Genomic DNA, 15,389 nt, shown 5'->3' on the forward strand with positions numbered 1-15,389 from the left:
GAGTATTTGATATCGATTCTCATTATCACTTAAGTCCTAGTTTAATGGTAATCTTATCAAATTACAATGGCTAAAAAACAAACATTTCTTGTACAAAACTTCTATCAACAAGTTCGCTCTTGACTATTGTGCTCTTGGAGCCGCCAACAGCTTTTCCACGACAAAATCAAGCTGTTTATTGATTGAATAAATATCCGAATAATAGAAGAAATCGAAATCAATCTCAATCAGACGACCTTCTTTGATCGCAGGGATACTGCTCCATATTGGATTATCCGTCAAGTTATCTGCTCCTTCATACACCGAGCGAAACACATAGTCCCCGATATATTCAGGAAGTACTTCCATGGAGATGTTGGAGCCGGCCGCGTCCGAAACCACATCAATTTTTTTCTGTACAACTTCAGGTGCTTTCATCCCCAAGTACTCATATACCGCCTGAGATCCCCGGCCAAATTGCTTGCTCTCTACAATGACCATACCTTTCAAACCGCCCTCTACAATGGAGATTGTTTTGTCCAGTATGCCTGCATCTGCAAGAGTCTTCTTACTCTCTTCAACTTTGGTGTTGAGATTGTTGATTAACGTCTCCGCTTCCTGCTCTTTGCCAAAAATGCTTGCTATACTATGGAGTCTTTCTTCTGTAGACAATTTCTCATACGGAATATATACCGTAGGTGCAATATCTTTTAATAACGTATACGTCTCTTCTGAAGGAACAATGATCAGATCCGGATCAAGATCAATAACAGCTTCAGGATTCGGTTCAAACCAGGTACCCAGTGCGTTTACACCTTCTAGCTCGCTCTTGTATGCAGCCCCGTCGTATACATCTGAGGTAGCAATTGGCTTAACTCCAAGTGCGACGACATCCCCCTGGAGATACAATACAACAACCCGTTTGGGGTTGGCTGGAACAACCACATCACCCTTAACCGTTGAGACTGTGCGTGTTTCATTGTCTTTGTTCGTCTGGCTTCCGGTGTCTGATGACACTGCCGTACTGCTGTTATTGGAACCGGCACCCGCTCCTTCGCCAGCTGCTGGTGTTTGTGCTGTACCTGAAGAACAGGCTGCAAGGAGCATCGTTATGCTCAATAATGCAACCATGATCATACTGGAACTTGTTTTTCTTCTTTTCATTGATGTAGACCCTCCGTCTATATATTGATAATGATTCTCATAATCAATATATCCCGACTTCCATCTCCGGCCAATGGACGATTCAGAGATTTGCAATGGACGATCCTCTCTTCGCGCCTCTTCTCTCATCTTTCGTTGGTATAGAATCGGAGAGATCCCCACATGTTTTTTGAAAATACGACTAAAATAATATACATCCGAATAACCCACTTCTGCTGCAATTTCACTCAGCGTTGCATCCGATCGCAAAAGGAGATTGCGAGCCTTGGCGATTCGGGTCTGAATTAAATAATCAATCGGACTGTAACCCGTCTGTCGTTTGAATTGCATGGATAAATGCCGGGAGCTATAGTTGAATTGTTCAGCCAAGAAATCAAGCGTAACCTGTTCCCTGTAATGGTTCTGTATGTAACGAAGCGTTTGTTTCACCGGATCAGCAAGCTCTGTTTTGATCTCCTGCTCTGCCAGCTGAACCATCATTTCATGAATGAATTGGTAAAATAAACTTTTCGTATGAAGCAGATCCAAACTGCCAGACTGTGCCCATGCACCTTCAAGCTCATCAAGGTAACGTAACAACCCAAGCGGACTACTTGGCGTAAATCCATATTGCAAAGAGAACGGTGCAACCTCAGGCTGTGCCAATAACCACTTTTTGCGATAACTAGGAAAGGCCAGGAATGCTCTGTAATAGAGCAGAATATACTCGAAATCTTCGTTGGTTTGAATATCCAGTGAAGATCCTTTCGCCCCATGAAGCATATAAAATCGCTCTGCCTTGTATGTTTGTCCATCCAATTGAAGTTGAGCCGATCCTCGAATCGTATATATAAAACCATTTGCCGGAAGTGTATAGGCATCCAGGTGCGCTCCCGCCTCCATAACGATCCGGCGTATATCCAGAACCTTAACAGCGGCTTGATTCCAGCATTTCATCTGTTCGTCTAATTGCATCGAATACTCTCCAATCCCAGTCTCACCCGGTACAAAGACCTTACAAGGTCATCATTCTACCACACATCCTATAACATATGCGTAGCAGAGGTTCACTAATATACCTCTCATTATAGATGATAATAATTTTCATTATCAACTGTAATTTAGACTGGAAATGGATTTCATCTTATCGAGCACTCATTACATTTATTTTTGTTCAGAGATCTTCGTAAACCACGCGGCCAATTCCTCGGTCTGATCCAATGTTGCAATCGGGTCAAAGTACCAGGAACGATCCGGGCTCCAGATAAACACTCGATCATTCTTAACCGCATCCAGTGAGCTCCAGACCGGTTTGGATTTCAACTCTTCCAGGGTCAGATTATCTGCTGTTAGAATGATGTAGTCTCCGGCAAATTCAGGAATCGCTTCCGATGAAACTTCAACCAGTTGATCCTTCATTAAGATCTCTTTTTTATCTGCAGGAGGATTCAAACCAAGCGCGCTATAGACTGCCTGACCTCCCCGACCAAAATTATCACCAAAGGCCAACGGTCCTTTATCATAAAACTGCATGACCGACACCTCGGCTGCTGGATCAATCGCCTCACCAACGCGCTTCTTCGCATCTGCAATTCTTGCGTCATAATCAGCTAACCATGCCTCGGATTCTTTTTCTTTATTCAGCACTTCCCCAAAGTAGGCGATCTCTTCATGGGTGTTTTTCAATTCCCCGTAAGGAACAACCAGGGTAGGTGCAATTTTGCTAAAGGAATCAAATAAATCTGGATTACCTGTCACAATCAAATCCGGTTCAAGCTCCAACACCTTTTCGAAAGAGATGGTTTCATATTCACCAATATTCTGCACGCCCTCAAGTGATTCGATAAAATAAGGATTCTTCAGGTTCATCTCCGGTGTACCCACCGGTTTGATCCCCAGAGCAATGAGACTTCCCAAATACAAGTCAACTACAATCCGTTTAGGTTCAGCGGGGATTGTAATATCTCCTTTAACTGTTGAGATTGTACGTGGTTCTGATGTTTTGCTTTGATTATCCGCTGTTACTGTGTTTGTGGAACTTGACGTACTTTTGCTTCCGGATGCATCTCCGCTCGAAGTACTGGCAACACCTGTTGAGCAGGCACTTAGCAGTAACGTAAGACTTAGTAAAATGCTAAGCAGCATTCCCGTTCTTGTCTGTCTGTTCATATTTATTGACCCTCCATGCTTATATTGATAATGATTATCACCATCAGTATAAACATACCTTCCACTTCGACCTCTGGAAATGTCATTTCGCGCCACACCTAATGTCAGATCAGGCCAATACAGCGGTGCTGAGGTCTTTTCTTTGAATTGTAGAGGAGAAAGACCCGTATGTTTCTTGAACATACGTCCCAAATAGTATCCATCAGGATAACCGATGCCTGCTGCGATCTCATCCAACGTGGCGTCCGTTTGCAGCAACATCTCCTTGGCTTTGAACAAACGAAACTGAATCAGATAATCGATGGGACTATATCCGGTGGACTGCTTGAACTTGCGTGACAAACTTCTTGGACTGGAGCCAATCATTTCTGCCAAAACATGTAGCGTAAGCGGCTCTTTGTATGAAGATTCTACAATTTCAATGACTTTGCTGACCTGATCCACAATACTCGGATAACGATTGGATACACGAGGAATCTGTAATGATATCTGCTCCACAAAGGGATAGAACAAACTCTTGGCCTGAAAGTGCTGAATGGGGTTCTTTTGATCCCACAAAAAGTGCATCTGTTTCAATTGCTCATATAGAATGGTTGGCATATTAGGGCTAAACCCATAGTTCAATTGGAACGGATTGATACGCTCCATTAACCTTCCAAGATCGTTTCTCCCTCCACTAGGCAGGTTCGCTTTGTACATCAAGTAATATAAGCGTAATCCGGCTTCGCCGGCTTGAATTACCAACTTACTCCCTTTTCCCCCATGGAGAACATAAAAGCGGCTCACTTCATACGTTTGGTTGTCTATCATCACTCCGGCCTCACCTTGAAAGGTGAGGACAAAAGTACTTGTCGGAAATTTGTATTTCATCTCCTCGTATGCCTCGAGTTCCATGTATCGGATATCTGTTATACTCACCGCAGCATAGTTCCAGAGTATATAATAATCATTCCACATTTTGCTAACCCATCTCCGTCTACATAGATTGTGTCTGAACTTCTATCTACTCACTTATTGATAACCATTATCAATTATTAGGATGAAGTACGCAATACAAGCGACTTGAATGAATCCTTTTAGATGAAATAAAAGCTATTCAAATCCTTCTCTTAACATCCGATATATGTAAATAGAACCATGATAAAGCGTAGAAGGAGAACAGAGGATATGAATTCAATCTCATCTGCAACGAAAAGCAGTTTTACTCCGGGGAATCAAGTCTCCAATCGGGATAAAGAAATCCAGGGGCTCTTGCAGCAGAAAATTCGGCTCAATGAAGAAATGCAAGGGGTAAAATCCAATGACGAGTTGGATACCAAAACTAAAGCTCAGCGAATTAAATCCTTAACAAGCTCCATATCCCAGATTGACAGTCAGATTGCGCAAATTAAATCTGAGGAATTGCAGGAAAAGAACAAATTAAGACAGCCTGAAAAGGCTCAACAGCAACATCCCAAACCAAGCGACGAGACACAAGCCCCTTCACTGGATCATCTCATTAAACATAGTCAGACTTATGATCAATTGGGTAAGCTGGTCGGTTTGCGGGATCGCATGCAGGGCTCCATTCAGATCACCGAAGGAGAAACCCGCTTCGACCGACTTGTTCTGGAAATCAATCCTCCCGGAAATGAACTCGATCTCGGCAAATCAATGATGCTGGAAAATGCAGAGCGCACTGTCTTTCAGGCAAAGCGAGAGGTCGTTCAGGACATTAATGCGCAGTTGAACAAGGTCAACCAGAAGTTTGGAGAACTAGTGGAAGAGATCCATCAGCCCGCACCTAAAGAAAAGGTACTACCTCCTAACTCTGCAGCCTCTGGGAAAGAAGATCAGGAAGTAAATGAGGTAAAGAAAACGGGAAGTAAGGAGATGCCATCCGATGGCGGAACCACAGATCAGGAATCCGGAAACGGCCCGCAAACTCAGGCTTCTGCATCTCCTGCTGCTTCATATCCATCCGTCGATATTCGAATCTGAGTACGCTCTGATCAAACATGCTTATATGTATACATATTTGGGTTGAAGTGTTTTCTTTTCAAAACACTGCCTTCGCCCCGCACGCATCAAATGATAGAAAACCGCTAGGACAGGTGACTTACTCCTGATACGTAGCGGTTTTTCTGCATTTTAACGTATGGGTATTAAGGCGAAGCCTAGAATTCGGAAAAAGCTTCTTATAGAAAGCTGTTAGATCACTTCTTTAGGTTCCTTGTGTACTCTACGTTCTCTTATAAATGTATTTCAATTTATAGACTATGATTATTTCTTATTTCTATCACGGATTACTGACGGTATCATTGGCACAGATGATGCTGCCAGCTATCGCTTTACAACCTTTTTTGATGCGTGTGGCCTCATCGATAATTTGATCTATGTTTTCATAATTTTGCTTGCTATTGGTTACAACCGCGATGGAAACAGACACGAGAGGAATGGGCCGATTCAGCCCGGAGCGTCCTTCTCCCAAAACATATTGATGAAGCCAATCACGTTCGTTATAGAACGTCTTCTTCATTTCCTCAAAGCCTGAAATGACTTCCTCACTTATATGCTTGTAATCATGGTGATTTAGAATCGCAATAAAATCATCACCACCGATATGTCCAAGAAAAGCTTCAGGGAATACAAATAGCTTGCGAAGCAAGTTAGCTGTCGCCTGAATAAGCTGATCCCCCATTTTGAAGCCGTAGCTATCATTGTAGGATTTAAACTGATCAAGATCGACGTACAGTACGCTAAAATGGTCCAACTGAAGAGCCTGAGACAGCCTTTCATCTATGATATGGTTCCCGGGAAGGCCTGTTAGCGGGTTCATAAAAATCGCCATTTCGGCACGTACATCAGCAACAGCAAGCAGCAAACGACGAATACTCACAGCTCCAAAGAAACTGTCCCCCGACGTGACCAGCACAAGGTCATATATTTCCCCTTCATCTCGATCCATGGCGAGAACACTGACATCTGTAATCTGTTCCGAATAATCCACCACCAGTGCCTGCGTATTCATCACCAGTTCTACAGGACGTCCCATATACAGATTATATCCATACTGTGTGCCAATCTGCTGAAAGAATCGGGGCCGCATCATTAACGACACACCCTTCTCCCCCATAACAGCTATACCTTCGAGATGAGGATTGGACTTGAAAAGATGATAAACGATATCGCATTTTGAATCAGATCGCACTACAGGAATTGGTTCAGCAATCTCGCCTATTTGCGTAAACATACTATTCTACTCCTCTATTCGTAGCATCTAATCCGTACTTCCAAATTATATGTAGGTCTTTGTCAATGGTCACATCGTACCACTTTCTACTAGAAAAAGCGTTAACTGAAGGTAAAAGTTTATAAATTATTTCCTTTATCTGAATTTTTCTATAGGGAGATTACTTTAATGCTTGATCTCAAAATTCAAAACAATCATGCAAAAATACCGTCATTTACTGGATATTTAAAATCCAATAATTGACGGTATTCGTTGGCATATATGATAGAAGTTTAGAGGCATGAAATGAAGGAATTCAGTTATTGACCGCCAAATTTCATTTGGTTAGAATCTAATCTGAATCCAAAATTTCTTGCCCAATCACTACTCCTGACCCTTTCAGCTTACCTTATGCTCAATTCTCAGCTTGTCAGCAACCATCGCGATGAACTCAGAGTTCGTTGGTTTCGACTTGCTGATGTTGATCGTGTAGCCAAACAAGTGACTGATGCTGTCGATGTTACCACGAGTCCATGCCACTTCAATGGCATGACGGATCGCACGTTCGACGCGGGACGGGGTCGTTTTGAATTTTTCGGCAATCGCCGGATACAGTGTTTTGGTGATGGCTCCCAAAATTTCGATATTGTTATACACCATCGTAATCGCTTCTCGCAAATACTGATATCCCTTAATATGCGCAGGAACGCCGATTTCATGTATGATGGACGTAATACTGGCATCCAGATTTTTGTGTTTGCCCATTGGTACGACATTGGATTTCATGAACATGGATGAACCGCTGCTTGTGGACATCGCCGTCTGGGTTCCCACGAGTTGACGCACACGATTCGCGAGCACTTCCATGTCAAACGGCTTAAGAATGTAATAGGAAGCTCCGAGTTGCACGGCACGCTGTGTGATATTCTCTTGTCCGAATGCCGTAAGCATAATGACTTTAGGCTGTGGAGACAGGTTCAGGTTGCGCAAGCGCTCAAGCACACCCAGTCCATCCAGATGAGGCATGATAATATCCAGAATCAATACATCCGGCACATCCCGAGTTTGCTCCAGCAATTGCAGTACTTCTTCTCCATTGTATGCAATACCGGTTACTTCCATATCTTCCTGTTCAGATATATATTCGGCAAGCAAATTCGTAAATTCACGATTATCATCGGCCAGCAATACCTCAATTTTTTGCAAAACGGTATCCTCCTTTAAATTAAACATCGTTTCGTACATTTCCTTACAGGTTAAATTTTCGACACAGCAAGTTAAATTCCTCCTGTCGAAAATTATTTTTCTTTATTTTTTTTTCTTGATCCTATATAATAAATAATTTGTTTCATTATCCGATATATTATGTTTCCTTTCGACAAAAAAGAACCTCAGGGCTGTTTAGCCAGCCTTGAGGTTCTTATCGTTTTCCTTTTTCATCATAACGCCAGCATCTTGTAACATCCATTCAATGAAGCAACCGTAACCCGATTTCGGATCATTGACAAATACGTGAGTAACTGCACCAATCAATTTACCATTTTGCACAATGGGGCTACCACTCATCCCTTGAACAATGCCTCCGGTCTTATCCAACAATTTCGGGTCCGTGATTCGAAGTACCAGACCTTTCGTCGCTGGCTCAGATTGATCTGCTACATGAACAATGTCAATCGAGAAGCGTTCAACTTGTTGACCGTCAACGACGGTAAGGATTTCGGCTGGGCCTTCTTTCACTTCATGAGAGAAAGCGACGGGAATGCCTTTCGAATACAGACTGTGCTCAGGATTTCCGGACATTTTACCAAAGATGCCAAAAGCCGTATTACGTTCAATATTGCCCAAAATTTTGCTTTCCTTAAGGAAATGAGCACGTTTTTCACCCGGATCACCGGTCTCACTCTTCGAAATTGACGTTACATTGGACTGAACAATCTGACCACTACCCACAACAATAGATGTCTGTGTGTTCATATCTGTAATGACATGGCCCAGTGCGCCATATACGCCCTGATCGGGAGCATAGAAGGTAAGTGTACCAACACCGGCTGCAGAATCACGAATGTACAAGCCCAGCCTCCACGCTTGATCCTCAGAGTCGTATGCCGGAGTCAATCGTGTCTTAACCGTTTCCTTACCACGCTTTAATACAACATCGATGCCTTTTTTACTTTTGCCTGCAAGTTCAACGGCCTCGGAGACGCCTGACACGCCATCCAGACGTTTACCATCCATATGCGTGATGAGATCTCCAAGCTTGATGCCCGCTGTTTCTCCGGGCGATACACGCTCATCCTGACCGGAACGGACCAGATGATGTCCGACCACCAGAATGCCCGCCGATTTAACCTTGACGCCAATGGTTTGACCCCCGGGTACAACACGCAAATCCGGAATCACATTCACATGCACTGTTTTGACCGGAATTTTACCCCACAACTTTAACGTTAATTTGGCATGTCCCGTTTGTTGGGGGTGAAGATGCAAAGGTTGTTGCCTGGTAACATGCATCGCAGCCTGATCATCCAAACCAACGATATCAGGACGATCTACAACGGCGCTTGAAGCAGCGGGTACAGCGAGCCTAACATCAGCTTGCCTGCCAGCAAACACCTGCAATTCATCGGGCAGTGAAGCATAACTTTGCACAGGCTGAAGAGCCTGGCTAATCACACAAAGAAAGAAGGCAAATAAAAGACCTAGCAATTTCTTCCTGAGGGGGGAATTCAATGGCTGTCACACTCCCTTTGCTTCTTTCGCTTGACGAAAGGTGGTCGCCAATTGCGTACCTATAAGATAACCTCGCCCCCAGGCTTTTATTACTGTCAAACATTACGCCAGCCGTTCGTTTCACCCTTTTTTGGCTTCCGCCAAATTCAGCATTTCCTGTGCGTGATGCAGCGTTTTTTCTGTAATTTCCACGCCGCCGAGCATACGTGCCAATTCCTTCACTCTGCCTTCGTCTGACAGCGATTCCACCTGTGTCATCGTCCGTCCATCGTAGACATGTTTCTCGATGAGATACTGATGATCTGCCATACAAGCCACTTGTGGCAAGTGAGTTATTGAGAAAACCTGACAAGTCGAAGACAAGCGGAACAGTTTTTCCGCAATGGATTGCGCTGCTCTACCGCTAACGCCTGTATCGACTTCATCAAAAATCAACACAGGTATCCGGTCATGTCGTGCAAAGATACTCTTCATCGCCAGCATCATTCTCGACAACTCACCACCCGAAGCAATCTTGCCCAATGGTCGCAGTGGCTCACCAGGGTTCGGTGAGATCAGGAATTCTGCGTTGTCCGCACCTTGACGATTCAGACGAATACGGCGTCCATTCCATTCAATGCCCTTTGGATCTTCAAATGGAGTGATCTGAACACGCAGTGTAGTTCTCTCCATCTGCAGATCCTTGAGCTCACTCTCCACCTGAGCAGCCAGCTCCTCGGCACATTGTTTGCGAACCTTGCTGAGTTCTTCAGCAGACTCCATCACAAGATTAAGCATTTTGTCACGTTCAGCTCGCAATTTCTCAAGCCGTTCGTCCTTGTTCTCCAGCTGGTCGGTTTCATGGCTAATCTGATCATAATAACTCAGAATGAGTTCAACACTGTCCCCGTATTTCCGTCTGAGGCCAGAAATCAGGTTCAGCCTTTGCTCCACTTCTTCCAGCCTTGCCGGATTAAATTCGATCTTCTCCCGGTAATCCCTTAACTGGAATGTCGCATCTTCCAATTGATAAAATGCCGATTGCAACTGCTCTACAATCGGTTGCAGACCTTTGCTATCGTAGCCAGATATGTCTTCAATTCTAGAAAGAGCAATGCTCACAGCTTCAAGCCCGCGTTGACCACTGAGCAGATCATATGCACCAGCAACACTGTCCATCATTTTCTCACTATGGGATAGTTTGACCCGTTCTTCCCCGAGTAATTCATCCTCACCTCGTGTAAGGCTTGCGGCTGCGATCTCTTCAAGTTGAAAGCGATACATGTCTAAGAGCTGATATGCACGCTGACTGGACTCCTGAAGCGCACGCAGTTCTTTTTCCGCCGTGATAAACTTGCTGTAGCGCTCCTGATACTTCGCTTTGATCGGTCCGATGACTTCCGAGCCATAGGTGTCTAGAAGCCCCAGATGGCTCTCAGCACGCAACAAACTCTGATGTTCATGTTGTCCATGGATATTGATCAACTTCTCGCCAACTTCTCTCAGCATCGTCAGATTGACCAATTGCCCATTAATGCGGGAAGTACTTTTTCCCTGTGTATTCAGCTCACGCCGAATGACCAAATGCTCTTCCGGCTCACAATGGATACCCAGCTTCTCTAACGTCTGCCATACCGGATGACTCTGCTCCATCTCGAACAGGGCTTCCATCTCTGCCTTCTCACATCCATACCGGATCAGATCCGCTGAACTGCGCCCACCGGCAATTAAGCCAAGTGCATCTATAATAATCGACTTCCCCGCACCCGTTTCCCCTGAAAGTACATGGAACCCCGGATGGAATACGACGTCCACTTCTTCCACCACAGCCAGATTGCGAATCGATAAAGTAACTAACATCTGCAAAAACACCTCCGGATGACTAACTCAGAAATTATGTTTTTGAACCATTGATTCAAGAGGTTGTTCAAAAAGTCCGCTTTTGATTACGAAGGATGCCTGGTGGCATCATCAGCATCGAATATGGAATTCAGCCGAAATGTCCGTTGCTCACGTAGTTTCCCTACGCTCCGCTACTCCATTTCTAGCTTCATCCCATCTTCTCGGTACTGAAAACCAATCTTTTTGAGCACGCACTTTAAGCAATATAACCCATGATGCGTTCAATAACAGTCACGCTGTTATCTTCAGTCCGGCAGATAATGAGGATGGTGTCATCTCCACAGATCGTTCCCATGACTTCATTCCACTCAATATTATCAAGCAAAGCTGCAATGGAGTTGGCTGTTCCCGGCAAACATTTCATCACAACCAGATTGTTCGTGTGATCTATGTGCAGGAAATTGTCCACGAGTGCACGCTTCAACTTTTGAATCGGATTATATCGTTGATCTGTCGGCAAAGAGTACTTATACCGTCCATCATCCATAGGAATCTTGATTAACAGAAGTTCTTTGATATCCCGGGATACCGTCGCCTGAGTCACCTGAAAACCTGATTGGCGCAATGCTTCAACCAGATCATCCTGGGTCTCAATTTCATTTTGACTAATGATTTCACGAATCTTGATGTGCCTTTGTCCTTTCATACATGCCTCCAGTTAAATGTATTGCAATAAAGCAGCAAGTGTAGTTCGCCGCAGACTTGGCCCTGCAATGTTCATTCTTTTATATTAGTCCAGATCATCCCCATCATACACATCTTCCTGATAGTCCATGAGCCTGATTAACTTAATATCGGAATCCTCGACGTCAACATACAGCAGCCCTTCACAGCCCGGATATAATAACAGATAATTGAGGAAGCGATCCCTTAACGCCGGTCCGGTCATTTCAAGTGGTTGTCTGCGACGAGACGTCTTCACCAGATATCTGAGATCCTCACGTTCTGCAACATAGTCAATGAATAATCTGCTGTAATAAACGGATTCATTGGCCTCAAAAGCAAGAGGAACTTTCATTTTGCCACCGATGACTTCGTAACCCTGGGCTTCAAGCAAATCCAATGCCGGGGAATCCTGAATTTTCACGTTCAGCTGCATTCCAGACAAGCTTACAGGCATCGGTCGGTTCACCCAATTACGCAAGCCAAAGAACAGCCACAAGATCAAACAGACAGCAAGTACACCTATAACGATTGTGTCATATTGTCCATCCATTATCGCTCACCTCGAAGATATATTCGAGATCCAGTAACGATTTCCCTTTACACCAATCATCTTTCCAGCGAAAAGAAACCCATCTTATGATGAGTTTCCCGTAAATGTATGAGCTGCTTCCTTCGCAACTTGCTCCGCAAGTGCATCAAGTGAAGCTGGATCGTTCTCTGGTTGTGTTGCATCTGGTGCTTCCAGACGCCAATGTGCGAGAAATTCTATATTACCTTCTCCACCGGTAATGGGTGAAAAAGTTAAACTCTGCAAATGCAAACCAAGTTGACTCGCAAAATGAAGCATCGTCTGCAATACATCCTTGTGTACCTTCGTATCACGTACCACACCGGACTTGCCTACTTTTTCACGCCCTGCTTCAAATTGAGGTTTAATCAATGCTACGATATCTGCAGGTTGATTCAAAAGGGCCAGAAGTGGCGGCAATATGATTCGCAATGAAATGAACGACACATCAATGCTCGCAAAATTCGGCACAGGTCCCGTCAGATCTTCGGGAGTCACATAGCGAAAATTGGTTCGTTCCATCACGGTAACCCGCTCATCATTACGCAAAGACCAGTCGAGCTGATTATAGCCCACATCAATAGCGTATACATGAGACGCACCATGCTGTAGTGCACAATCCGTAAAACCACCGGTGGATGAACCGATGTCGAGCATGACAAGTCCATTCATATCAAGGCCGAAATGACGGATCGCTTTTTCGAGCTTCAATCCGCCTCTGCCGACATAGGGATGTACCGAGCCTTTAACTTTCAGCTCGGCTTCCCTTGGAATTTTCATGCCCGCCTTTTCGATCGGCTCATTATTGGCATACACCAGTCCGGCCATGATTGCAGCTTTTGCCTTCTCACGACTTTCATAATAGCCCTGCTCAACCAGCAGAACATCAATTCGTTCTTTCGGGAGTGACATGTCTTTCTCCTATCAAGTAAATTTACGAAGGAAAACGTGTTTTGGGCAGGCCGTAAGATGATTGAACAGCCATGTTGCGCAGTTCAGCACATACATTCTCAACGGTAAGACCTACTTCCTCACGTTGCTCCTTAATACTGCCATGCTCGATGAAGCGATCCGGAATCCCCATCAGCTGTACATGTACATCATGCAATCCCTGTTCTGCATAGAACTCCAGTACCGCACTGCCCATGCTACCTGCTTGGGAAGTTTCTTCAAGTACAATCAATTTGGTGCCTCGAACAGCCAAATCACGCAGCATTTGCTCATCCAGAGGTTTGAGGAAGCGAGCGTTAATTACGCCTGCTGTAATCCCTTCCCGTTTCACCATCTCCGCTGCTTCTTCTGCAAGTTGCACCATCGAGCCTGAAGCGATGACAGCATATCCTTCGGATGGACGGAGTTGCTCCCATGTTCCAATTGGTATTGGTACAAGCACATCATCCAGAGGTACCCCCACCACATTGTTTCGTGGATAACGGTATGCAATTGGACCTTCATTATAATCAAGCGCCGTTTTCATCATATGACGCAATTCGTTTTCGTCTTTTGGCATCATCAGAACGATATTTGGAATATGGCGCATAAATGCCACATCGTATACCCCTTGATGTGTCTCGCCATCCGGACCAACAAACCCGGCACGGTCAATGGCAAACATCACGTTGGCGTTATGACGGCAAATATCATGTACAATCTGATCATAAGCACGTTGCATAAACGTAGAATACACGGCAAAGACCGGCTTCAAGCCTTCCATAGCCAGTGCAGCACACATGGTCGCCGCATGCTGTTCTGCAATACCAACGTCAATCATGCGATCCGGAAATTCCTTACTGAACGGAATAAGACCTGATCCTGTAGGCATTGCTGGCGTTACAGCTACGATCCGCTTATCCTGCTTCGCAAGATCAATCAGGGTTTGACCGAACACTTCCGTGTACATCGGTTTCCCCACTGCCTTCAGCACTTGACCGGATTCAATTTTGTACGGAGAAATCCCGTGCCACTTGTGCGAATCGGCTTCTGCTGGTTGATAACCTTTGCCTTTGGTTGTAAGCACATGAACGAGCACTGGACCATCCACGTTATCTGCCTGTTTGAAGGTTTCGATCAATTTGGGAATATCATGCCCATCAATCGGTCCCAAATACGTGAAGCCCAGTTCTTCAAAAAGAACACCTGGTACCATCATATATTTGACACTGTCTTTGATCCAGCTTGCCGATTTGGCCAAACGGTCCCCTATAGCAGGAATTTTTTTAAGCATGCCCTCGACATCATCTTTCGCTTTCAGATAATGACGATCCGAACGAATTTTGCTCAAATATTTATGCATGGCCCCAACGTTTGGAGCAATGGACATTTCATTATCATTCAGAATAACCATCAGTTTTCTCTGCTCATGACCAATATGATTGAGGGCCTCAAATGCCATACCACCTGTAAGCGCTCCATCACCAATCATCGCGATGACTTGATTGTCCTCACCCTTCAGATCACGTGCAAGGGCCATCCCCATCGCAGCCGACAATGATGTACTGCTGTGTCCAGCTTCCCATACATCATGTTCACTTTCGTTGCGTTTGACAAACCCGCACAGGCCGTTATGTTGACGCAATGTATCAAAGCGATCCATACGCCCTGTCAGGACTTTATGCACATAAGCCTGATGCCCTACATCGAAAATCATTTTGTCTGCTGGACTGTTATAGCAGTAATGCAGGGCTACCGTGAGCTCAACCACTCCTAAGTTGGGTGCGAGATGCCCCCCTGTAACGGACAGCTTCTCAATCAGAAACTGCCGGATCTCTGCCGACAAAAGCGCAAGATCATCCTGAGACATCGACTTTAGATCACTGGGTTGTTTAATTTGTGGAAGCAGCACGAGAATCTCCCCGCTTTCCTAGATTGTTTGATTGTTGTTGTAAATCCATATATACATTATGAATCAAATGACATTAAATCATTATAACATAAAAGAACAAGAATCATAATTTACTGCACTATACTCCCGATAACGAGCATTTTCGCCAGCAAGTTATATAGAATCCTTCTCCATATGTATTCCCGCATCCACTCGGGACA

11 protein-coding genes are annotated in these 15,389 nt (G+C 44.6%); 1 reads left to right on the forward strand and 10 read right to left on the reverse strand.

The features are described from left to right. Positions 1-123: 123 nt before the first annotated feature. Together PAHA3_RS13880 and PAHA3_RS13885 are read right to left on the reverse strand one after the other, a co-directional pair. Positions 124-2,097 carry an AraC family transcriptional regulator gene (locus PAHA3_RS13880; protein ID WP_062835254.1) on the reverse strand — a complete coding sequence of 658 codons (1,974 nt, stop codon included), beginning with the start codon at positions 2,095-2,097 and terminating at the stop codon, positions 124-126. 189 nt (positions 2,098-2,286) lie between these two features. Beyond that, positions 2,287-4,185 (reverse strand): AraC family transcriptional regulator, encoded by a 1,899-nt coding sequence (locus PAHA3_RS13885; protein WP_167350888.1) that lies wholly within the window; start codon positions 4,183-4,185, stop codon positions 2,287-2,289. Between the two features lie 273 nt (positions 4,186-4,458). Between PAHA3_RS13885 and PAHA3_RS13890 the strand changes: the two genes are divergently transcribed. Then, on the forward strand, positions 4,459-5,271 hold the full coding sequence (locus PAHA3_RS13890) for a FlxA-like family protein (RefSeq protein WP_062835256.1): 813 nt from the start codon (positions 4,459-4,461) through the stop codon (positions 5,269-5,271). 298 nt (positions 5,272-5,569) lie between these two features. Here PAHA3_RS13890 and PAHA3_RS13895 read toward each other — a convergent pair whose 3' ends face one another. The 8 genes from PAHA3_RS13895 to dxs form a co-directional block, all read right to left on the reverse strand. Next, positions 5,570-6,523 (reverse strand): GGDEF domain-containing protein, encoded by a 954-nt coding sequence (locus PAHA3_RS13895; protein WP_062835257.1) that lies wholly within the window; start codon positions 6,521-6,523, stop codon positions 5,570-5,572. Positions 6,524-6,901: 378 nt separating this feature from the next. Next, positions 6,902-7,708, reverse strand: coding sequence for a sporulation transcription factor Spo0A (gene spo0A, locus PAHA3_RS13900; protein ID WP_062835258.1), 807 nt, complete (start codon positions 7,706-7,708; stop codon positions 6,902-6,904). Between the two features lie 195 nt (positions 7,709-7,903). Next, the gene (gene spoIVB, locus PAHA3_RS13905; RefSeq protein ID WP_062835259.1) at positions 7,904-9,232 is read right to left on the reverse strand and encodes a SpoIVB peptidase; all 1,329 of its coding nucleotides are present in this window, start codon (positions 9,230-9,232) and stop codon (positions 7,904-7,906) included. Between the two features lie 120 nt (positions 9,233-9,352). Continuing rightward, positions 9,353-11,071 carry a DNA repair protein RecN gene (recN, locus tag PAHA3_RS13910; protein ID WP_062835260.1) on the reverse strand — a complete coding sequence of 573 codons (1,719 nt, stop codon included), beginning with the start codon at positions 11,069-11,071 and terminating at the stop codon, positions 9,353-9,355. A gap of 238 nt (positions 11,072-11,309) precedes the next feature. Further along, the gene (ahrC, locus tag PAHA3_RS13915) at positions 11,310-11,759 is read right to left on the reverse strand and encodes a transcriptional regulator AhrC/ArgR (protein WP_062835261.1); all 450 of its coding nucleotides are present in this window, start codon (positions 11,757-11,759) and stop codon (positions 11,310-11,312) included. Positions 11,760-11,843: 84 nt separating this feature from the next. Continuing rightward, positions 11,844-12,329, reverse strand: coding sequence for a hypothetical protein (locus PAHA3_RS13920; RefSeq protein ID WP_062835262.1), 486 nt, complete (start codon positions 12,327-12,329; stop codon positions 11,844-11,846). A gap of 84 nt (positions 12,330-12,413) precedes the next feature. Next, positions 12,414-13,259 (reverse strand): TlyA family RNA methyltransferase, encoded by an 846-nt coding sequence (locus tag PAHA3_RS13925; RefSeq protein ID WP_062835263.1) that lies wholly within the window; start codon positions 13,257-13,259, stop codon positions 12,414-12,416. Positions 13,260-13,281: 22 nt separating this feature from the next. Then, positions 13,282-15,189 (reverse strand): 1-deoxy-D-xylulose-5-phosphate synthase, encoded by a 1,908-nt coding sequence (gene dxs / locus PAHA3_RS13930; protein WP_062835264.1) that lies wholly within the window; start codon positions 15,187-15,189, stop codon positions 13,282-13,284. Between the last annotated feature and the right edge of the window lie 200 nt (positions 15,190-15,389).

Source organism: Paenibacillus amylolyticus (genome assembly GCF_001570725.1).
Lineage (GTDB): Bacteria > Bacillota > Bacilli > Paenibacillales > Paenibacillaceae > Paenibacillus > Paenibacillus amylolyticus_A.

What these genes read in the sequence shown, in the direction of transcription:
- PAHA3_RS13880 (WP_062835254.1), bottom strand. Translation starts at nt 2,097, where the DNA reads ATGCAATTAGACGAACAGATGAAATGCTGGAATCAAGCCGCTGTTAAG.
- PAHA3_RS13885 (WP_167350888.1), bottom strand. Translation starts at nt 4,185, where the DNA reads ATGGAACTCGAGGCATACGAGGAGATGAAATACAAATTTCCGACAAGT.
- PAHA3_RS13890 (WP_062835256.1), top strand. Translation starts at nt 4,459, where the DNA reads ATGAATTCAATCTCATCTGCAACGAAAAGCAGTTTTACTCCGGGGAAT.
- PAHA3_RS13895 (WP_062835257.1), bottom strand. Translation starts at nt 6,523, where the DNA reads ATGTTTACGCAAATAGGCGAGATTGCTGAACCAATTCCTGTAGTGCGA.
- recN (WP_062835260.1), bottom strand. Translation starts at nt 11,071, where the DNA reads ATGTTAGTTACTTTATCGATTCGCAATCTGGCTGTGGTGGAAGAAGTG.
- ahrC (WP_062835261.1), bottom strand. Translation starts at nt 11,759, where the DNA reads ATGAAAGGACAAAGGCACATCAAGATTCGTGAAATCATTAGTCAAAAT.
- PAHA3_RS13920 (WP_062835262.1), bottom strand. Translation starts at nt 12,329, where the DNA reads ATGGATGGACAATATGACACAATCGTTATAGGTGTACTTGCTGTCTGT.
- PAHA3_RS13925 (WP_062835263.1), bottom strand. Translation starts at nt 13,259, where the DNA reads ATGTCACTCCCGAAAGAACGAATTGATGTTCTGCTGGTTGAGCAGGGC.